This window comes from Pedobacter chinensis, assembly GCF_003339865.1.
Classification (GTDB): domain Bacteria; phylum Bacteroidota; class Bacteroidia; order Sphingobacteriales; family Sphingobacteriaceae; genus Pedobacter; species Pedobacter chinensis.
The window spans coordinates 544,891-566,018 of sequence record NZ_QPKV01000002.1 but is presented as its reverse complement, the minus strand read 5'-3'; the positions used below and the strand labels follow the sequence as shown (position 1 = coordinate 566,018).

The 21,128-nt window shown below is 38.4% G+C and carries 20 protein-coding genes; 12 read left to right on the top strand and 8 right to left on the bottom strand.

Features of this window, described 5'->3' with window-relative positions; all coding sequences use genetic code 11:
• Positions 1–41: 41 nt before the first annotated feature.
• The 3 genes from DU508_RS03680 to DU508_RS03665 form a co-directional block, all read right to left on the bottom strand.
• Positions 42–338, bottom strand: coding sequence for a helix-turn-helix domain-containing protein (locus DU508_RS03680; RefSeq protein WP_078690909.1), 297 nt, complete (start codon positions 336–338; stop codon positions 42–44).
• A 5-nt stretch (positions 339–343) separates the two neighbouring features.
• The gene (locus tag DU508_RS03675) at positions 344–697 is read right to left on the bottom strand and encodes a helix-turn-helix domain-containing protein (protein WP_115401470.1); all 354 of its coding nucleotides are present in this window, start codon (positions 695–697) and stop codon (positions 344–346) included.
• A gap of 252 nt (positions 698–949) precedes the next feature.
• Positions 950–1,795 (bottom strand): RteC domain-containing protein, encoded by an 846-nt coding sequence (locus tag DU508_RS03665; RefSeq protein ID WP_115401468.1) that lies wholly within the window; start codon positions 1,793–1,795, stop codon positions 950–952.
• Between the two features lie 189 nt (positions 1,796–1,984).
• Here DU508_RS03665 and DU508_RS03660 point away from each other — a divergent pair, with 189 nt between their 5' ends.
• Complete coding sequence (locus DU508_RS03660) at positions 1,985–3,322, top strand: sigma-54-dependent transcriptional regulator (RefSeq protein ID WP_078690912.1); 1,338 nt, start codon at positions 1,985–1,987, stop codon at positions 3,320–3,322.
• A gap of 4 nt (positions 3,323–3,326) precedes the next feature.
• Here DU508_RS03660 and DU508_RS03655 read toward each other — a convergent pair whose 3' ends face one another.
• From DU508_RS03655 to nhaA, 5 genes are read right to left on the bottom strand one after another with little or no spacing between them, the layout of a single operon-like run.
• Positions 3,327–4,271 carry an arsenic resistance protein gene (locus DU508_RS03655; protein WP_115401467.1) on the bottom strand — a complete coding sequence of 315 codons (945 nt, stop codon included), beginning with the start codon at positions 4,269–4,271 and terminating at the stop codon, positions 3,327–3,329.
• A 22-nt stretch (positions 4,272–4,293) separates the two neighbouring features.
• Complete coding sequence (locus tag DU508_RS03650) at positions 4,294–4,986, bottom strand: potassium channel family protein (protein ID WP_115401466.1); 693 nt, start codon at positions 4,984–4,986, stop codon at positions 4,294–4,296.
• A gap of 14 nt (positions 4,987–5,000) precedes the next feature.
• The gene (locus tag DU508_RS03645; RefSeq protein WP_199562635.1) at positions 5,001–6,740 is read right to left on the bottom strand and encodes a TrkH family potassium uptake protein; all 1,740 of its coding nucleotides are present in this window, start codon (positions 6,738–6,740) and stop codon (positions 5,001–5,003) included.
• 17 nt (positions 6,741–6,757) lie between these two features.
• Positions 6,758–8,065 (bottom strand): DUF389 domain-containing protein, encoded by a 1,308-nt coding sequence (locus DU508_RS03640; RefSeq protein WP_078690915.1) that lies wholly within the window; start codon positions 8,063–8,065, stop codon positions 6,758–6,760.
• A 13-nt stretch (positions 8,066–8,078) separates the two neighbouring features.
• Positions 8,079–9,410, bottom strand: coding sequence for a Na+/H+ antiporter NhaA (gene nhaA, locus DU508_RS03635; protein ID WP_115401465.1), 1,332 nt, complete (start codon positions 9,408–9,410; stop codon positions 8,079–8,081).
• Between the two features lie 626 nt (positions 9,411–10,036).
• Here nhaA and DU508_RS03630 point away from each other — a divergent pair.
• The 11 genes from DU508_RS03630 to DU508_RS03580 all read left to right on the top strand — a co-directional run bounded on the left by DU508_RS03630 (position 10,037) and on the right by DU508_RS03580 (position 21,070).
• Positions 10,037–10,396, top strand: coding sequence for a DUF7674 family protein (locus tag DU508_RS03630; RefSeq protein WP_115401464.1), 360 nt, complete (start codon positions 10,037–10,039; stop codon positions 10,394–10,396).
• 6 nt (positions 10,397–10,402) lie between these two features.
• On the top strand, positions 10,403–10,570 hold the full coding sequence (locus DU508_RS23765; protein WP_158542122.1) for a hypothetical protein: 168 nt from the start codon (positions 10,403–10,405) through the stop codon (positions 10,568–10,570).
• Positions 10,571–10,692: 122 nt separating this feature from the next.
• The gene (locus DU508_RS03625) at positions 10,693–11,076 is read left to right on the top strand and encodes a DUF7674 family protein (RefSeq protein WP_078690918.1); all 384 of its coding nucleotides are present in this window, start codon (positions 10,693–10,695) and stop codon (positions 11,074–11,076) included.
• Positions 11,073–11,150, top strand: a complete 78-nt coding sequence (locus tag DU508_RS24295) for a potassium-transporting ATPase subunit F (RefSeq protein ID WP_078691099.1) — start codon at positions 11,073–11,075, stop codon at positions 11,148–11,150. Before DU508_RS03625 ends, DU508_RS24295 begins: the two co-directional genes overlap by 4 nt.
• Positions 11,151–11,392: 242 nt before the next feature.
• Positions 11,393–13,081 carry a potassium-transporting ATPase subunit KdpA gene (kdpA, locus tag DU508_RS03610; RefSeq protein ID WP_078690920.1) on the top strand — a complete coding sequence of 563 codons (1,689 nt, stop codon included), beginning with the start codon at positions 11,393–11,395 and terminating at the stop codon, positions 13,079–13,081.
• Positions 13,082–13,101: 20 nt separating this feature from the next.
• Positions 13,102–15,111 (top strand): potassium-transporting ATPase subunit KdpB, encoded by a 2,010-nt coding sequence (gene kdpB, locus DU508_RS03605; protein ID WP_115401462.1) that lies wholly within the window; start codon positions 13,102–13,104, stop codon positions 15,109–15,111.
• A 22-nt stretch (positions 15,112–15,133) separates the two neighbouring features.
• On the top strand, positions 15,134–15,694 hold the full coding sequence (locus DU508_RS03600) for a K(+)-transporting ATPase subunit C (RefSeq protein WP_115401461.1): 561 nt from the start codon (positions 15,134–15,136) through the stop codon (positions 15,692–15,694).
• A 107-nt stretch (positions 15,695–15,801) separates the two neighbouring features.
• Complete coding sequence (locus DU508_RS03595) at positions 15,802–16,884, top strand: porin (RefSeq protein ID WP_115401460.1); 1,083 nt, start codon at positions 15,802–15,804, stop codon at positions 16,882–16,884.
• Between the two features lie 70 nt (positions 16,885–16,954).
• On the top strand, positions 16,955–18,208 hold the full coding sequence (locus DU508_RS03590) for a glycosyltransferase (RefSeq protein WP_115401459.1): 1,254 nt from the start codon (positions 16,955–16,957) through the stop codon (positions 18,206–18,208).
• A gap of 2 nt (positions 18,209–18,210) precedes the next feature.
• Positions 18,211–19,332, top strand: a complete 1,122-nt coding sequence (locus tag DU508_RS03585; protein WP_199562634.1) for a sensor protein KdpD — start codon at positions 18,211–18,213, stop codon at positions 19,330–19,332.
• 169 nt (positions 19,333–19,501) lie between these two features.
• A complete protein-coding gene (locus DU508_RS03580; RefSeq protein ID WP_233509386.1) occupies positions 19,502–21,070 on the top strand; it encodes an ATP-binding protein in 1,569 nt (522 codons plus the stop codon).
• The last annotated feature ends 58 nt before the right edge of the window (positions 21,071–21,128 follow it).

Here is a 21,128-nt window from a genome sequence, read left to right as displayed (position 1 = left end):
CCGAAGTGGCACTTAAAGGCAGTGTTTGTCACTCAAAGGCGTTATAGTTTTGCAGATGGTGGATTAAAACTCTCTCTTATGAACTGATGCACATCGGATAGCTTGTAATACAGTTTGCCGCTAATAGTATAATAGGGTAGTTTGCCGATGGAGCGATACCGTTGCAGGGAACGGTTGCTGATTTTCAGCATTTGAAGCAAATCCTGATTATCCAACAATTCCTCTCCGTCTATACTGTTGCGTTTCTTTTGCAACTCATCTATATTATCACCCAGCATATCGAGGCGACCTATCAAGCGTTCCATCCACGCCAAAAATTCCATTCTATCAATATTCATAGCACCTACTTTTTATCCGTTTTCAATTGTCTACCTTTTTCGATATAGCTTTTACCTTTTGCCATAAGTTCCTGTACAAACTCATCACTGCTCTGTACGGCATAGGCATTAAGCATATCCTTAATTGCTCCGATGGTGTAGAAGTATTGTCCGTACATTTTGGAGTAGGCTATTTCGCCTTTGGTACGCATACGCCACAAAGTCTTTTCGCTGATGTGCAGGTATTGGCATACCTCGTGGTTATTTAGCCACAGGTCATCATAGCTTTTATCTTCCTGTTTTTTCAGGTAATCGGCAATGGCATTGATACGGCTGTTTAGCTGTTGCCACGCTTCTTCTTCGATTGTAATTATTTTCATCGCATTGATCCTATAATGTTTACAATGCAAAATTGCTAAGGGTGGTAGTGTTTGTCTGCCAAGCCTTGCCAATTGGTTTGGCAGTTTTTTGAATTTTTTTGCAAACAGGGAAAACTCTTGTTTGATAAGGGTTTAAATGTATTGGAGATATTTTGTGAGGGAGTTTTGCCTACATTTGCCAATTGGCATATATGGGCAAAAGAAAAAGCAGTACGTTTTGGGTACTGCTTTTAAATTACTGTATTGAAATGGCTAAAGGTCTTTATCCATATACTCTTCGAGGGATATTTTGAGTTGGTCTAAAAATGCAGTTCGGGAACCTGCTCTTGTTTTCATTCTATGAAATGAGTGATGAAGGTCGCCAAGATTAACACGGAAAATTATTTGAAACAATAGACTAATTTTTCTTATCCCAATTTTTCCATGTGAGATAGCTCCAGAAGCATGTAATGCATAAATTAATTCCACAAGTGAATTTTTACTTTCTGTCCAGAAGATATCTTTTGAGTTTTCGGGTTTTTGAAAAATCATATCGGGGTCTTCGGCTGGATTAATTTTAGTAAGAAGATAGGTATAGATCAATTCATTGGCAATAATCCTGGCTGTTTTATAGTCAAAGAAAGTGGAAAAAGATGGATCCATCTCAAAGACGATACTATTTAAGCCATCGTGATAATTTATATTACCTCTTTTGAAGTAAATAGTATCACGGTCGGTTCTGCCTGATCGATAGTACCTATAAAAATCGGAGTTGCAGATATATTTAATGTACTCACGCTTCAATTGTGCGAGTTGGTTTGAAAAATAGTTATTGTATAGCTTCCCGTTATTTACAGGACAGGATGTTTCTATTCGATAAACTTTATTGTAGTAAATTAGCTTTCCGAGTATTTGGGGCTTGATATTCCTGAAGAAATCAATTTCTTCAACGTCTGTTTCAAACCCATCATTGGTTACAAAGTCTTTAACGGAAGATAATAAGTTTTGAAGATACGTGGTCATTTCATATGCTTCTTCAATCAATTTCTTGTTTTGAGAAGCAAGTTTATCTTCTTTTCTATGTATCTCTAAAATTATGTGTTTTAATGAGTTCTTCATAATTTTTATCACAGTAGGTTTTCAGATTCATTAGACTTGAAAGTATTGTTGCAAATATTCTGAATAAAAAAGAATTTGTTGCCCAAGCTTATCCCAAGCTGGGAAAGATTTTATTTATCCGCTTCGCGTTATAATTATCAAAACGGACATAATATTTAGTAAATTTGTTCCCTATAATTCAGCAAAAAAGTGGTAAAAGTTTTAATAATAGACGATGAGGAAAAATTGAGAAATCTACTTTCAAAAATTATTGGTTTTGAAGGTTTTGAGGTTTTTCAGGCATCTAGCATAAAATCGGGATTGCAACGATTAGATGTAGAAGAAATAGATGTGGTGATATGCGATGTAAAACTCCCGGATGGAAGTGGTGTAGATACCGCAAAAGTTATCAAAGAAAAATATCCTGCTGTAGAGGTAATTCTTTTGACCGCTTTCGGAAATATTTCTGATGGTGTACAGGCAATAAAGAACGGGGCTTTCGACTATATTACGAAAGGTGATGACAACAATAAAATAATCCCGCTTCTATATAAAGCCAGTGAAAAGGTTGCTTTAAACAAGAGAGTTCAAAAATTAGAAAAACAATTAGGCGAAAAACATTCGTTCGATAAAATCATCGGTACATCTAAGCCTATCATCAAAGCTATTGAGCTAGCCCGAAAAGTGGCTGGCACAGACACGACTGTTTTATTGACAGGAGAAACAGGTACTGGTAAAGAAGTCTTTGCACAAGCCATCCATCAGGGAAGTCAACGGGTTAACCACAACTTTGTAGCTATCAATTGCTCAGCATTTAGTAAAGATCTGTTGGAAAACGAATTGTTCGGGCACAAAGCAGGGGCTTTTACAGGAGCCTCAAAAGACCAGAAAGGGCTTTTTGAGGAAGCGCATAACGGCACTATTTTTCTGGATGAAATCGGGGAAATGGCACTGGATCTCCAAGCTAAGATTTTGCGGGTACTGGAATCAGGCGAATTGCTTCGTGTGGGGGATGCAAAGCCCATTAAGGTCAATGTACGTATCATTGCTGCGACAAATCGTAATCTGGAAGAGGAAATAGAGAAAGAACATTTTAGAAGCGATCTCTTTTACCGTCTTTCTGTCTTTGGCATTCACCTGCCTTCATTAAGGGAACGTCCCAAAGACATCAAATTATTAGCAGAATATTATGCCAGTATATTCGCACTAAAATCAAACAGAAAACCTTTGAGGTTAACGGATGAATACATGGAGGCTCTGGAGAACAATGCATGGAAAGGTAACATCCGTGAATTAAAAAACGTGATTGAAAGAAGTGTAATTCTGGCAGATGCTGACGTGCTAGATCTGGATACATTACCCGCTGACCTACAATATGCCAAATCCAATGCGCAACAGTTGTCCGCATTTTCTATGGCAAGTGCTGAAAAACTGCACATACAGAAAATTCTTAATCATACGGGAGGTAATAAAGCGGAAGCAGCCCGATTACTGGAAATTGGGGTAGCAACACTTTACAGAAAAATGGAGCAATACAAAATTCAGTAGTGAGCTATTCTTTTTGTGTTTTTAAAAGTATTTGTGACGTCAAAACTAAAATAGGTAACTCTATTAATGGACCAATCACTAAAGCCAAAGCAATCATTGGTTCTGCGGAAAATGCCGAAACAGCTATGGCTAATGAAATTGGAGAATTTCTTGCCATAGTAGTAAACGTTAAGCTTACCTTGTCTGCATAATTGAACCGGAGTAATTTGCTTGCAAGAAATGCGACAAGGAATGCTACCCCAAAAAAAAGTAAAACCGGGATAAGCATTTTGTAAATAATACTTGGATGGCTGATTAAATCTTTTCCTTCAAACGCAAACATAGCAACTACAGCTAAAGCCAAAAAAAAGACTTGAGAAGTCTCAAAAAAATTTAAAAAGCTGCTTTTGCTTACATTTTTGCCTTTCACTATTGTTTTGGCTATAAGTGCCAGAATGAACGGTAACACCAAAACAATCAAGATGCTCTCCGCAAGTGACCCTAAGGCTACATTTCCTGATTTTCCAAAAAAGAACAAGAGATATACTGGTAGAAGTAAAACCTGTAATATTAAATTCGCTGGAAGAATGGCTGTTGACAAAGAAACATTTCCTTTAGCTACATTTGTAAAAACTAAATACCAATCGGTACAAGGTGTGACCATAAGCATGACGAAACCAATCCATAGAGCTAAATCACTATGTAAAAATATACTTCCCAGTAAATAAGCGAATACAGGTGTCCAGACGAAATTGATAAGAATACTGGTTACTGAAAATTTAACATTCAGAAAAGCGTGCTTTAGTTCTGTAAGATCAATGGTCAGAAATAACCCAAAGAGCATTACCATCAACAGCGGAATAATCAAGGATGACGAAAAATCTGAAATCGTAAAAGATTGCCCAAGAAGTAGACCTACAATTACAGCGATTAAAATAACTATCGTTTGGTACCTATTGATTTTATCCATTTTGGTTTATGCAAAAAATGATCTATTCAAATTTCCCTTTAGCAAATTTCTGTAAATCTTCATTAGCTCCATAAATTACTATGATGTCATCCCGCTGAAGCATAGTAGTTGGTTCTGGAATTCCCTGTACATTGGCTACTATTTTGCTTCTGCCCAAAAAACTTTTTTCCGGTGTATCTCGAATAATGGTTAGAATCAACACATTGTGAAGTTCTCTGAATTTAACTTCCTCTATGGTTTTGCCGACATATTTTTCAGGCACAATAATCTCTACGATACTGAAATTCTTGTTTAACTCGAAAGAATCTACTACACCTTTTAGACATAACTTTTTAGCCCAACGTTCAGCAGTTTCTTCTTCCGGTCGTACAATTTCATTCACACCGAGAGCTTGTAGTACATTTTCATGCAAAGGATTAATGGAACGACTGATTAGTCTTTTTACACCTAAATTTTTGAAGTGTGCCGTTACCATAATGTTAGCACCTTCGTCTTCTCCAATACAAACCATCACTACATCGGTGTTCTTTAGTGGAAGGTGTGCTATAGCAGACTGATCGGTTGCATTCATGCAGATGGTATGAGACAACTTATCCTTTAATGCCACTACTTTTTCATCACGTGAATCTACCCCGATTACTTCATTTCCCTGTTGGGTTAGTTTTTCGGCTAATGAGCCTCCAAAGTTGCCCAAACCTATAATTATAAATTTCATTTTAAATCTTCTTTTTAGTTGATTAATATTTCATCCGATGGATAATGATAATTACCTTGCTTCACCTTCTTAAAAAAGGCAATAAGGATAGTCAGCATACTTACCCTGCCAATAAACATCGTAGCCACCAACACCATTTTACTCTCGCTACTCAAATCTCCTGTTATCCCCAAACTAAGACCAACGGTGCTGTAAGCGGAAAAGCTCTCAAATGCGATATCTAATAGAGGAACATGATTGTCGTAATGAGAAATCAAGAAAACACTAGAACCGATGACCAATAAAGATAGGCTCATCACAGCAAAAGCCCTCCGTACGGAAATGTCTGCTACTTCCCGTCGGAAAATTTCGATTTTACGTTTGCCTTTTGCCAAACTCAAATAGTTTAAGGTGGCAATCGCAAATGTACTCGTTTTAATACCTCCACCGGTTGAGGCAGGAGATGCACCTACCCACATTAAAAAAATGATGATGATGATAGACGAAAAGTGCATCTGACTAAAATCAATGGAATTAAAACCTGCCGTTCTGGGTGTAGTGGCTGTGAACAGTGCCGTGACAATTTTCCCGACCCCTTCATGATTACTCAAAACATTGTGATATTCCTTGATGTAGATAATGACGGTTCCTAAAACTATCAAGATGGAAGTGGTCAATAAATTTATTTTATTGCTCAAGGTCAAAATCCATGGACGGTAGTTGTTCTTCTTTTCTACAAACCAAAGAATATACCTTGCTATCAGATGTTTTATATACCGTACGGAATTGATCACGATCGGAAATCCTAATCCTCCGAATACAAATATGATGACAATAATAAATTGTAGCGGATAATTATATACATAACTAGCTTCCATCATGCCATTTGGCAATGTTGAAAAACCGGCATTGCAAAAAGCCGAAATAGAATGAAAAACGGAGAAATATACTCTCTCAGAAAATAATGGAATTAAAGTTTTATCCAGATTCAAGAAAATGAGTATTGCTCCGATAAATTCTATCAAAAATGTAATGGTCAAAATCCTTTTTACCGTCGTAAAAACCTCGCCAATTTTCTCAGAATTGGTCATATCACTTAATGCAAGTTGATTTTCATAGGTGGATCCACCCTTGAAAAAGTAACTAAAATAGCTGGCAAATGTGAGGATACCTAAACCACCAGCCTGTATCAGCAACATGATTAATGTTTGTCCAAAAGAGGTGAAATAACTGCTCGTATCTACCACGATAAGCCCGGTAACACATACGGCACTGGTGGAAGTAAACAAGGCATCTACAAAGCTTATCCCTTCATAAGTTGCTTTAGGAAGCATTAAAAGTAAAGCACCGATTACGATCAGACCTATAAAACTGATGATAAACAATTGAGCAGGATTCAGTAAAGAACGCTTATAACTTACTCGTGGACGAGTAAATTCCCTTACCAATTTCAAAATAACAGCCCACCTTATCCAAGGGCTTATGTCTGATAATCCATCTGTTGATAATTGCTTGTACAAACAATAGAGCACAAACAACACACTCAATGTGTCAAAAACAAAAACACTTAATATGAATTCTTTCCGATGATAATAGTATTTCAGTACAGTATAAAAAACACCAATAACCAATACAAACAAATACAATGAAATGATACCCAATTGTAAGCTTGAATTTAGTATAAAGCCATAATCCCCTATAAGTGCTGTAAGTGCTACCAAATGAAGGACAACAATAAGTCGCTGCACCCATCTGGCATATAAAAAATCTTTCATTATTTTTTTCTCTGCGGCTATTCTGACTGTGTATCTTGCAAAAGCAGTGTGTTATCGACCTTAAGTCGCTCATTTAGCCATTTCTTTATTTTGGTTTTATCAGTTTCTTTTGCTCCCTTTTCAAGATGGTATAAAACCACCCATTCAATCCTTGCACTGTCGGTCCCGGTATATTTTTCTATTTTGCCGAGGGACACATCTTCAAGTTCCGGAAAAAGGACATTGATCTCTTTCACTAAACCAGGTTCGCTTACTTTATATCTATTCAATTCCTGCCTCAAATTATTGATGGTAACATCTTTTTCAGATAAAGAAGCATCCTGCTTATTCAATTCACTGAGAATTTCAGATTTGAGATCTGCATCGTCCTGTCTAAAACCCAACGTTGTATTATGAATACCTCTTTCATCCAATAGCCGGTTATACATCTCCATTTCTTCTTTGCTCAATTTTTTGTCTAGGAAAGCAATATCCACTTTTTTAGGTTTGGAGTTATAATTCAGTTTTTTATAAATCACGGTATAACCTCTGCTGCTAAATTCTGAACTGATAAACTCTTCTACTGTTTTTGTGAATTTTTTCTCTTCAAAAAGATTATAAGCCAGATAAAAGCTAGGGATAATCATGACCATCATTAAAGTCGTAATACCATATCGGATACGCTTTTCATTTTTAGGCTCGATCGTTGCGGATGCAGGATATTTTAAATACTTGATTACCAAAAAAGTGGCAATACATATAAAGAAACAGTTGATCGTGTACAGATAAAAGGCACCAAAGAAATAACTAAAATTAAAGGTTGCCAAACCATATCCTGCGGTACACAACGGCGGCATCAATGCTGTTGCAATGGCAACTCCCGGAATTGGATTTCCTTTCTCTACCCGGGTGATGGCAATAACACCTACTAAACCGCCAAAGAAAGCAATCAACACGTCATATATGTTGGGCGAAGTACGAGCCAACAATTCAGATTGCACGTCTTTAAACGGACTGATATAAAAATAAAATGCCGACACCAGCAAGCTGACAATTGTGGCAATTAACAGGTTTTTGATTGACTTCCTTAACAGCAGGAAGTTATAGGTTCCTAACGCAAATCCTGCCCCTAATATAGGTCCCATCAAGGGTGATATCAGCATCGCACCGATAATCACCGCTGTGGAATTGACATTCAATCCAACAGAAGCGATAATGATGGCACAGGCCAATATCCAAAGGTTGGATCCACGAAAGGAAATGTTAGCCGTTACGTTTTCTAAAACTTTTTGTTTATCTTCTTCACCATTGTGCAGGTTGATAAAATCCCATATTTTATTACTCATCTGCTATTGAATATTAAGATTTCTTTCTCGCCTGTTTGCTGAGTACATAATACCCCAACACACCGCCGATAATAGATGCTGCAAAAATTCCTATTTTAGCCTGTGTCATATATTCTTCATGCGAAAAAGCTAATGAAGTCACAAACAATGACATCGTAAATCCAATAGAAGCAAGCAAACCTACACCAAATAGGTTTCGTACATTCATCCCTTCCGGGAAAGGAGCAACTTTAAGCTTAACCAGAAGCCATGTAAATCCGACAACGCCTACTACTTTACCGACCAACAAGCCTAAGGCGACGCCCAATGCCACATTCGTACTGAACAAATGTTCCATATCTATAGCCAATGAAACGCCCGCATTTGCCAGTGCAAATATCGGAATGATTATAAACGTTACCATGGGGTGCATCGCATGTTCCAATCGTTGTAATGGTGGAGTCGCTGCAACCGTACTATTTTGAATTTCTTCGAGAATATGCAGCTGTTCATTCGTCAGCGTAGGTTTACTGTTGTCCGGATCTATTCCTTTAAACTTATCCAGCAACCGTTGAATATTATTGCTGAATATTTTTTCATTGATTTTCACATCTGCCGGAATAGTAAATGCAGCCAGTACTGCGGCAATTGTCGCATGCACGCCAGACAACAAAAATGTAGTCCAAACACCACCTATCCCTAAAATCGCGTAGAACAAAATGCTTCGCACGCCCATTTTATTACCAATGTACATCGTCAACAGTACCAAAGCACCGATGATCAAATGAAACATGGATATGTCCGATGTATAGAAAAAAGCGATGACCAGCACGGCTCCCAAATCGTCAACAATAGCCAAAGCCGTTAAAAATACTTTGAGCGTTAGCGGAATTTTGTTTCCTAATAAATAAAGTACGCCTAGAGCGAATGCTATATCTGTTGCCATGGGTATTCCCCAACCACTGTGTACTTCACCTGTTGGATTCAGGAAGAGATATATAGCGGCAGGTACAGCCATACCACCAAATGCCGCAGCAATGGGTAATAGCGCTTTACGTGGGTTGGACAACTCGCCTCCGACAATCTCTCTTTTTAGTTCCAAACCGACCACAAAGAAAAATATAGCCATCAGACCATCATTGATCCAGTGATGCAGGTTATACTCAAAATAAGTATTTCCGTCTAATTGAAAACCAAACCTGTGCTCTAGAATATGGTGATACTCTTCCGATAATGGTGAGTTTGCTAATATCAAAGCAATAACTACGCTAATACCCAATACGATTCCACCTGCTTTTTCATTCTTAATGAAGCTCTGTATAGGTGATACAATTTTTTCAATAGGTGTCCTTTTTACTTTATTCATCTTTTATAATTATCCCTCTTGTTTATGCTGAAAATGACTTAGAAGAAAGTCAATTTGCGATTTTATAAAGTACAAAAATATAAAATTCAAAACGATTCTCCTTACTAATCAAGGCAATATCGCTCCACCAAGACAGCATACCTTTTATCATCAATTGACATGGTCGTATCATTATGAGAATGACCCTATCATTATGAGAAGGTTTTTCGGAAGAAAGAATTAAAGGAATTTAAATAACAAACTTATTTACAGTTGTTTATACTGTATTTGTTTTCACTGGAATGAATATTGGCATAGTGTATACAAACGAAATTAAAAATGAGAAAAAGAAATGTCAAATGGAAACAGCAAAAAGAACCGCCGTCGTTTCCAAAATGGCTCAAATCATATCATTTATTGCTTTTTGCATTGATCGTGATGTTGATATTCGGAGCCATTATGAAGCACATTAGTGAGGTATAATCTTAAAATTTATAACATGATAACAACAGTTTTAGTACTCGCAGGGTTAGCCTGCTTCGGCCTGTTCATAAAGTCAATCGACTTCTTTGAGAAAATCTAAAATAAGATGAAAAAAGATGTGAATACATTGAGCTCTCATCGACCATTTTAAGGAAAATAAATAGATGAAAACAAAAATAATAAATACGATACAACAATGGGCTCCTGAAGCTGCAAGACTAATTCCCGATTTGGATAATCTGGATGACGCTATTGCAGACTACCTATTGCTTCACAAATTGGCAGAAGTTTGTTCCCAAAAAATTTGTTCGGGATTGGAGGATGAATTAGAGCGGGTTCAGGAGATAGCGAAAGTAATTAATCTTTTGTACCAGGGAGGAAATCAATACACACGAAATGCTATTGAAAATGAGTTCCTGACAGCATTGTCGTTTGATGAGAGCCCAGGTAGTCTAAAAAAACACCTGGATTTATTTCCGATCGAATTGCGAAAAGGATATATCAAAACCATTTTGGAAAACTAAGTAAACATGAAAGTTTCAAAAGAGAAAGAACAGTGGTCTTCTAAAATAAAAAAGGCAGCATTAGCAATATTATTATTTCTCCTGTTTGCAGCCTCTGTAAAGCTTGGTGGGTTTGCAGGTCTTTTAATTGGCTTTGTCTTTTTCTTCTTATTCTTTCAATTAATCAGCAGATGAAAAAAGAACGAAAATCAAACAGAGAAATAGTTACAGATATATTGGCAAAAATACTTTTAGCATTTATTGTCTTCTGCATTTTCTATGGGATGTTTTTCAGCAAATAAAAAACAATCAGAACAATGAATGAAATAAACGAAAATGCAGCCAGTGTTTATCTGGCTCAGCATTATGGGGAAATTCAAGAAGAAATCACCGAATTATCCTCGAAAAGAAACTTTGCAGGCATATTTCAGGCAATCGTTAACCATATCAATCTTCTACTCTCCAAGGGACAGATAGAGAAAATTGGGGTGAGAATTAAGTTTATCGGTTGGCTCCATAAAAGAGGAAATGAATACGTAAGGTATATTATTGAGAATCTTTTTGTCCGCTCTTTTGAAGGAATGAAAAGGCGTTGTACAGCAGAACAATGGATATACGTGTATCAACTTATCCCTAATAACCTGAAACATGTTTATCAGTTTCAGCATACAAATTATTTAATACAAAAAACAAGTCTATGACCGCATTATTTATAGTAGCCATAGGTGTATTTGCTTACATCTGCTACGTATTGCTTAAACCGGAAAAATTTTAAACCGTTTCAGTAGATGAAGAAAAATACAAAGGTGAAGATCAAGGTATGGATATCCATTATATTCTGGGTGCTGTTCTTTATTTCTATTATCTATTTGGCGTTTCTAAAAATTCAAATATTGCTATGAAAAAGATAATCAATGAAATGAAAGATGTAGCCCGAATTGCCTTGATATTCCTGATCGTATTGGCATTCGTCAAGCTGCTTGGGTGGATGTTTAAAACCATATTTAATTAATAAAAATGAACACAGAAATTTTAGGAATAATCGTAATGTTTACCTTGTCGATATTGCTGGCAATACCGCTGGGTAAATACATCGCAAAAGTCTATGGCGGCGAAAAAACGCTGCTCGATCCGATTTTTAATCCAATAGAACGGATCTTTTACAAAATCAGTGGTATCAATCCACATACAGAGATGAACTGGAAACAGCAGATGGTCGTGATGATCTCGATCAATATGGTCTGGTTCCTATTAGGAATGGTTGTTTTGATGAATCAGGGAAATCTTCCTTTGAACCCGGATAAAAACCCGAGTATGTCGGCAGACCTTGCATTTAATACTGTCATATCATTTGTGGTAAACTGTAATCTACAGCACTATTCGGGGGAGTCTGGGTTAAGCTATCTGGGACAGTACTGGCTGATGTTTTTACAGTTTGTAAGTGCAGGAACTGGTATGGCAGCCGCAGTAGTATTATTCAGGGCATTCAGGGATAAAACCGCCGATACCTTGGGAAACTTCTACAGCAATTTTGTAAAATCATGTACCCGTATTTTACTACCCATATCATTTGTAGTAGCCATCATATTGGCGTTTGAAGGCACGCCGATGACTTTTGAGGGAAAAGATACCATCACTACTTTACAGGGAGATTCTGTAGAGGTGTCAAGAGGGCCAGCAGCTGCTTTTGTACCCATTAAACACGTAGGAACTAACGGTGGTGGATTCTTTGGTGTAAACTCTGCTCACCCTTTTGAAAACCCATCCTATTTATCCAATATGGTAGAAATGGTTGCCCAGCTGATCGTGCCTTTGGCTATGATTTTTGCTTTCGGCTATTTTATCAGAAGAAGAAAACTCTCGTGGATGATATTCGGCGTAATGACGGTAGGTTTTCTAATGCTGACTATTCCAAATATCAATATGGAGATGAACGGAAACCCTGCTATAGCAGCTATGGGTATCGATAATTCATTGGGAGCAATGGAAGGGAAAGAAATCCGATTAGGAGCACCTGCTTCCGGATTTTGGAGTATCGTAACCACCGTGATCTCTACGGGTTCAGTGAACTCCATGCATGATAGTTCGATGGCGTTATCCGGGATGAATGAATTACTGGCCATGATGATCAATGCATTCTACGGCGGTGTCGGCGTTGGTTTATTGAACTTCTTTATTTTCATCATACTGGCTGTATTTATCAGTGGATTGATGGTGGGAAGAACGCCCGAGTTCCTGGGTAAAAAAGTAGAAGCGAGAGAAATGAAAATCGCCATGATTATCGCCCTGTTACATCCGTTCCTGATACTTGTCGGAACAGCACTGGCAGCAGCTTTACCACAGTATACGGCTGACTCTCTCAATAATCCAGGATTTCATGGACTTAGCGAAATGCTTTATGAATATACCTCATCATCTGCCAACAACGGTAGCGGGTTTGAAGGGCTGGGTGATAATACACCTTGGTGGAATATCAGTACTGGATTTGTACTAATCCTTTCCAGATTCTTACCGATCATAGGTCCCGTTGCAATTGCAGGCTTATTGGCACAAAAGAAATTTGTACCGGAAGGTGACGGAACATTGAAGACCGATACAGCCACTTTCGGACTGATGGTGTTCGCCGTAATCGCTATTGTAGCTGCGTTGGCATTCTTCCCGGTTTTGGCATTAGGCCCAATTGCAGAATACTTCTCACTTTATTAAACTGATTAAAGAATTTAGAAATGAACAACAATACATCATTGTTTCAAAAAGATATGGTTCAGGAAGCATTGAAGCAATCTTTTGTGAAACTCAATCCGAAAACCATGTTCCGTAATCCGGTCATGTTTACTGTATGGATCGGTACCTTGGTCATGTTAGCCGTGAGCCTCTGGACATTGGCAGGAGCTCAGGGACAAGGAAGTTTTGGCTATAATTTTACGGTTTTCATCATCCTGTTATTGACATTATTGTTTGCCAACTTTGCGGAAGCTATTGCCGAAGCAAGAGGTAAGGCACAGGCTGATAGTCTGCGTAAGACGAGAGAGGAAACTCCTGCAAGATTGAAAAACGGAAAAACCATCTCGTCTGCGCAATTGCAAAAAGGCGATATTTTCATCTGTGAAGCAGGCGACATAATCCCAACCGATGGAGAAATTATTGAAGGTTTGGCTACCATTGATGAAAGTGCCATTACCGGAGAGTCTGCTCCTGTAATCCGTGAAGCGGGTGGTGATAAAAGCTCCGTAACGGGTGGTACCAAAGTTTTGTCGGATAAAATCGTGGTGCAGGTGACAACGCAGCCTGGTGAAAGCTTCCTGGACAAAATGATTGCGTTGGTAGAAGGTGCTGCGCGACAAAAAACACCCAATGAAATCGCTTTAACGATTTTATTGGCAGGGTTTACATTGGTATTTATCATCGTCTGTGTGACACTCAAACCATTTGCTGATTACGCCAATGTGGGAATTACCATTGCATCGTTTATTTCCCTGTTTGTCTGTCTGATCCCCACCACCATTGGAGGCTTATTATCAGCCATTGGGATTGCCGGAATGGATAGAGCCCTGAGAGCCAATGTGATTACCAAAAGTGGCAAAGCGGTTGAAACCGCTGGTGACATTGATGTTTTGCTATTGGATAAAACAGGAACTATTACCATTGGTAACCGTAAAGCAACCCATTTTCATGCCGCCAATGGTATTGATGAGAAAAGATTAATAAAAGCTGCGGTATTGAGCTCCATGGCGGATGAAACACCGGAAGGAAAATCGATTATAGAGCTTGCCGGGGTTAATCCATTAAGCTATGAAGCAAGAAACCCTCAGTTTATCAAGTTTACGGCGGAGACAAGGAGTTCAGGTGTAGACTATGAAGGCACACGTATCCGAAAAGGTGCAACGGATGCCATTAAAAGCATGGTTACACGAGCAGGCAATACGTTTCCAAAAGAAGTTGAGGAAAAAGTTAAAGCTATCTCATCTAATGGTGGTACACCGCTGGTCGTATCAGAGAACGAAGTCGCTTTAGGAGTGATCGAATTACAGGACATCATCAAACCCGGTATCCAGGAACGTTTTGAACGTCTGCGTAAAATGGGTATTAAAACCGTGATGGTAACCGGAGACAATCCTTTAACTGCAAAATTTATAGCAGAGAAAGCGGGTGTCGATGACTTCATTGCTGAAGCAAAGCCCGAGGACAAGATGAATTACATCAAAAAAGAGCAATCAGAAGGTCGATTGGTAGCTATGATGGGGGACGGAACCAACGATGCTCCGGCGCTGGCTCAGGCTGATGTAGGCGTTGCTATGAATTCTGGCACACAGGCAGCGAAGGAAGCGGGTAATATGGTGGATCTGGACAACGATCCTACCAAATTGATTGAAGTGGTGGAAATCGGAAAACAATTGCTGATGACCCGTGGTACATTGACTACATTCAGTATTGCCAATGATGTGGCTAAGTATTTTGCCATCATTCCTGCCCTGTTTATCACAGCGATTCCTGCATTACAAGGGCTTAATATTATGAATTTACACAGTCCGGAGAGTGCCATATTATCAGCTGTAATTTTCAATGCAATCATCATTCCGATGTTGATTCCATTGGCATTGAAAGGTGTAGCTTACAAACCTATTGGAGCAAGTGCATTACTTAGAAGAAACCTGTTCATTTATGGTTTAGGTGGCGTACTGATACCTTTTGCTGGAATCAAGCTGATAGATATGCTTATCTCGGTTTTCTTTTAATCAATTATAAAAAATAATAGTAATGAAAAAACATATTTTGCCCGCTATAAAATTGACTGCTGTTATGATTCTGTTTTTTACAGTCATCTACCCACTTGCAGTCTGGGGTATCGCACAGTTTGCTCCCAATGCTGGAAAAGGAGAAATTATTGAACACAACGGAAACAAGCATTATGTGAATATTGGCCAGTCTTTTACAGACGACAATTATTTCTGGTCAAGACCATCCGCTGTGGATTACAATGCTGCCGGCTCAGGAGGTAGTAACAAAGGCCCTTCCAATGAGGAATATTTAGCAGACGTTCAGGCACGAATTGACACTTTTTTAGTACACAACCCGGAGGTTGATAAATCTGAAATACCTGTTGATCTGCTGACAGCCAGCGGAAGCGGATTGGATCCGAACTTTTCCGTTCAAGCCGCCAAAGTACAGGTAAAGCGGATAGCTAAAATAAGAGGTGTTGATGAAGTCAAGTTGAATCAATTAATTGATCAGCAGACTGAAAAACCTTTATGGGGCATTTTTGGTCCAGAAAAGATCAATGTACTGAAACTAAATATTGCATTGGACGAACTCAAATAAGCAACCTCAGTCTTTTCAAGCCGTTAATTCAAATGTATGTGTAGCCATTTTAAATATAGGGCGTGAGAGGAATTCAATAAAACAGTTTAAATTTTAATAATTCAAAAATGAAAAAAATAATTATGTTCTCAGCGATCCTGCTGGGAGCAACAGGAAGTGTATGTGCTCAGGAAACAGAAAAAAAACCGTTGACCATCAGCGGATATGCAGAAGTTTATTACCAACAGGATTTCAATAATCCAAAGTCGAACACGAGACCCGGATTTGTGTACAGCCATAACCGTAACAATGAAGTGAGCTTAAACTTAGGTTTCATAAAAGCCGCTTATGAAACAGACCGTATGCGGGCTAATCTGGTTCTTGGAGTGGGTTCCTATATGAATGCCAACTATGCCGCTGAAGAAGGTGTGCTTAAAAACATCTACGAAGCTAACGTGGGTGTAAAGGTATCGAAAACCAAAAATCTTTGGATAGATGCCGGTATTCTACCGTCGCATATAGGTTTTGAAAGTGCTATCGGAGCAGATTGCTTTACATTGACGAGAAGTATGATGGCCGACAATTCACCTTATTTCGAAACAGGGGCCAAATTGTCCTATGCAACCGACAACGGCAAGTGGAATATGGCGGTACTGATATTAAACAGCTGGCAACGCATTCAACGTGTAGAAGGCAATACAACGCCCGCCTTCGGACATCAGTTAACTTTCAAACCATCAGACAGGATCACCTTGAACAGCAGTTCCTTTATAGGCAACGATTTTCCGGATGATGAACGTAGAATGCGTTATTTCCACAATCTGTACGGACAGTTTCAGATCAGCAATCAATTTGCCCTGATTGCCGGATTTGATATTGGTGCACAGCAGAAAGAAAAGTCAAGTGATGACTATGATACATGGTACACACCCGTACTGATTGCAAAATACAGCCCTACTGAAAAAGTAAGTATTGCTGCCAGAGGAGAATATTATCAAGATAAGAATGGAGTTATCATCGGTTCCGGTACAGAAAATGGATTTCAGACTTTTGGAGCTTCGATCAATGTAGATTACCAAATCTTGCCTAATCTGGTTTGGCGTACCGAAGTGAAAAGCCTGAACAGTAAGGATGCTGTATTCCTGAATAGAGATGAACAAATGAAGAAAGATAATGTGATGGCGGTTACATCGCTTGCGATACGTTTTTAGTGATAAAAGGGTGGTATTTAATCAATACCACCCTTCAATAATTAATATCTTTACGTAATAATAGCAAACAATGAGGATAGCCATATTGACATTAGGAACAAGAGGAGATGTGCAGCCTTACGCTGTATTAGGAAAAGCGCTTAAAGACAAGGGGCATGACGTCGTATTATCCACAGCGAAAAACTTTCAGAACCTTGTGGAATCGTATGAACTCGATTTTGTTCCAGTTGATTTGGACTTCCAAGAATTAGTTAATTCAAAAGAAGCAGGCGATTTGATGAAAAACCCTTTAAATGCGATTCGTTCAGCGAATAACCTTAAAAAGATGATGGCTCCACTGGTACAAGATGCGCTGAGAACTTTTTTCGATTTGTCCAAAAACAGTGACAAGGTTTTGTTTCACATCAAGACACTGGCAGACAGCTTTGCAGATCAATTTCCTGAGAAAATGATCATCGCCAATGTGGTTCCTGCCAGTCAGCCAACTTCGGCATTTCCCAATCCCGTTTTCAGTGCATTATCGCTGCCTTCCTTCTTAAACAAACTAACATTTAAACTGACAGAATTAGGGCTAAGGATGTGGAAAAAGCCTATTCAGGAGTTTCGGCAAACCGTTGGACTTCCCAATAAGTTCAGGAAGCCGGACCTGATGTCAATATATGGTATAAGCGAGCTAGTTTTAAGAAAGCCGGATGATTTCCCAAGGAATAGCTTTTTTACAGGCTTTTGGTCGACTGATTCTTCTTCTGAACTAGGTCAGGACTTAACCGAATTCCTTGCCAATGGTAATCCACCCTTGCTGATAACATTCGGAAGTATGCCCTTTAGCAAAAAAATCAATATTCCTAACCTTGTCAATATGATAAGTGAAGACTTAGACACCAGAATAATCGTCGTGAAGGGTTGGGGAATTTCAGATGCGGAAATATCTAATTTCAACAGGGGAATAAAAGTAATAGATTCCGCTCCTTATGATAAATTGTTTCCGCTCGTTAGAGCTGTTATACATCATGGTGGTATCGGAACAATTGCTGCTTGCCTTAAAGCGGGCAAACCCTTTTTAACCTGCCCGGTATTACATCCTTTAGGCGACCAGTTTTTTTGGGGTAAAATTGCGTATGATAAGGGTGTAGCTCAATATCCACTACCTTTAAAAAAAATTACACCTGATAATTTTCTTAAAAGTGTCCGTGGATTGTTTAATAATAACGACCTGTATGTGAATGCTGAATTATTTGCGAAACACCTATCCATGGAAAATGGAATAAACAATGCGATAGATATAATCGAAGGTAAAGCTATCGGTCGGGCTAATAAACAATAATTATGGACGAAAGAAAAAATGCCGAACATTTTTTGGATCTGATCCAAAAATCGCGAAGAGGAAAATTTAAGCTCTACATCGGGATGAGTGCCGGTGTAGGTAAAACGTACCGTATGCTGCAAGAGGCTCATACACTCTTGCGCAATGGCATTGATGTAAAAATCGGTTATGTTGAAACACACAAAAGACCTGAAACACATGCTCTGCTGGATGGGCTTCCATTAATACCAAGACGTAAGCTTTTTTATAAGGGTAAAGAATTAGAAGAAATGGACTTGCAGGCCATTATCAATCTGCGACCGGAAGTGGTCATTGTAGATGAACTCGCTCATACCAACATAGAAGGAAGCAACAATGAAAAACGTTGGCAGGATGTCCTGGATATTTTAGACGCAGGTATCAATGTGATCAGTGCCGTCAATATCCAGCATATTGAAAGCCTGAATGAAGAAGTACGGGATATTACAGGGATAGATGTTCAGGAACGTGTGCCGGACAGTGTTGTAGCCCAAGCGGATGAGGTAGTCAATATTGACCTCACGGCAGAGGATCTGATCGATCGTCTGAAGGAAGGTAAAATTTATGAAAGTTCTAAAATAGCAGCGGCTCTGGGTAATTTTTTTAAGAGTGAGCACATCCTACAGCTTCGAGAACTAGCTTTAAAAGAAGTGGCTTCACAAGTTCAGCGAAAAGTAGAGACAGAAGTCGTACTGACAAGAAATATTAAGAAAGAACGCTTTTTAGCCTGTATCAGCTCTAATGAAAAAACAGCGAAAAACGTTATACGAAAGACCGCACGTTTAGCAAATTATTATAACAGCAAATGGTATGTGATGTATGTACAGACCCCTAGAGAAAGTGCCGATAAAATCGCATTGGATAAACAAAGACACTTGATTAATAATTTCAAATTGGCGACTGAGCTGGGGGCTGAAATTATAAAGGTTAAATCAAAGAATACAACGAAAGCGATTATTAAAGAATGTGAAGACCGTAAGATAACGACGGTATGCATTGGCAAACCACATATCACATTGGCAAAAATCATTTTAGCGACTGATACTTTTAATGCTTTGCTGAACAAGTTGTCACATGAAAATATAGATCTCGTAATACTATCGTAAGATGAAAATAAAAGCAAAATTAACGGTTGGAGTTGGTGCTCTGTTCTTACTCATATTGGCATTAGCTGTTGTTAGTGGCTGGTATGTAAACCAACTCAAAAAAGATACGAATAATATCCTTGTTGCCAATTACAATACCTTGCAATATTCCAGAAATATGCTATTGTCTTTGGAAGATTTAGCAATAGACAAATCTGCTTTGGACACCTTTCAAAAGAATCTGGATCTGCAACAGAAGAATGTAACCGAGATAGGAGAAGTAGAGGCCACCAACCTAATCATTAAACATTTTAAGCAGCTAAAGATACAGCCCGAGGATTCCTCTTTGATATCCAACATTCGGAAAGATATTACGGAACTAATGCGCTTGAATATGGAAGCTATTAACCGGAAAAGTGACATTGCCGATGATACGGCTCAAAACGCAATTGTCATTATTTCAGTTACAGGCTCACTATGTTTCATGATTGCATTTATTTTACTGGTCAATTTACCTTCTAGTATAGCCAATCCTATTAAGGAGTTAACCGATAGTATAAAAGAAATAGCAGGACAGAACTATAGAAAGAGGGTACATTTTGAAGGACATAATGAATTTGGTGACTTGGCAAAATCATTCAACACAATGGCTGAGAAACTGGAAGAATATTCCGAGAGTAAATTGGATAAAATCCTAAAAGGTAAAAAACGCATTGAAACTCTGATTGATAACCTGCATGATCCGGTTATTGGTATCGATGAAAATAAAAAAGTTCTTTTTGCTAATGAAGAAGCATTGAATATTTGCGGTTTAAGAAAAGACGAATTTATTGGTAAACAAATACAGGATATAGCCGTTACCAATGATTTAATTAGAAATATTATCAAGGATATTTTTATTCCGAAACCTGAAAATGTAAAATCCGAACAATTAAAAATTTACGCAGACAGAAAGGAAAGCTACTTTGAAAAAGAGGTTGTGGACATCAACATCGTTCCTACCGGAGAAGCAGATAGTGAATTTATCGGTCAGGTTATTCTATTGAGAAATATTACACCATTTAAAGAGCTGGATTTAGCAAAAACCAATTTTATGGGAACGGTTTCCCATGAATTTAAAACACCCATTTCATCTATCCAAATGGGTATTCAACTGCTAGAAAACAATCAGGTAGGGAGCTTAAATGAAGAGCAGATAACATTGATAAAAGGGATTAAAGATGATGCTGAGAGACTTTTACGAATTACCGGAGAATTGTTAAACATCACACAGGTAGAAAGTGGGGCTATTCAGATAAATCTTATTGCTTCTGAAATAAGACCTATGGTTGATTATGCTGTAAATGCAAATAAATCAGCTGCTGAACATAAAAACATAAACATTGAAATCAGTTTAGAGGACGATGATCTTGTTGCAGCGGATAGCGAAAAAACGGCATGGGTGCTGACTAACTTAATCTCTAATGCAGTTAGATATTCCTACGAAAATTCGACGATTCATGTAATAACAGAAAAGGTAGAAAATGTAATTCAATTTTCTGTAACAGACACGGGGCAAGGTATACAGCCCCAGTTCCTCAGTAAGATTTTTGAACGATACTTCCGTATTCCCGGCACTAAAAAAGAAGGAACCGGCTTAGGACTGAGTATAAGCAAAGAGTTTATTGAGGCTCAGGGAGGTAAAATATGGGTCGAGAGTGAGTACGGTGCAGGAAGTACTTTCTATTTTACACTCAATATATTTAATATTAATCAGTAATTTTCAACGTCTCTGAGCTGACATGATCTGAAGCTCGTCGTGGAAACTTCCACATATT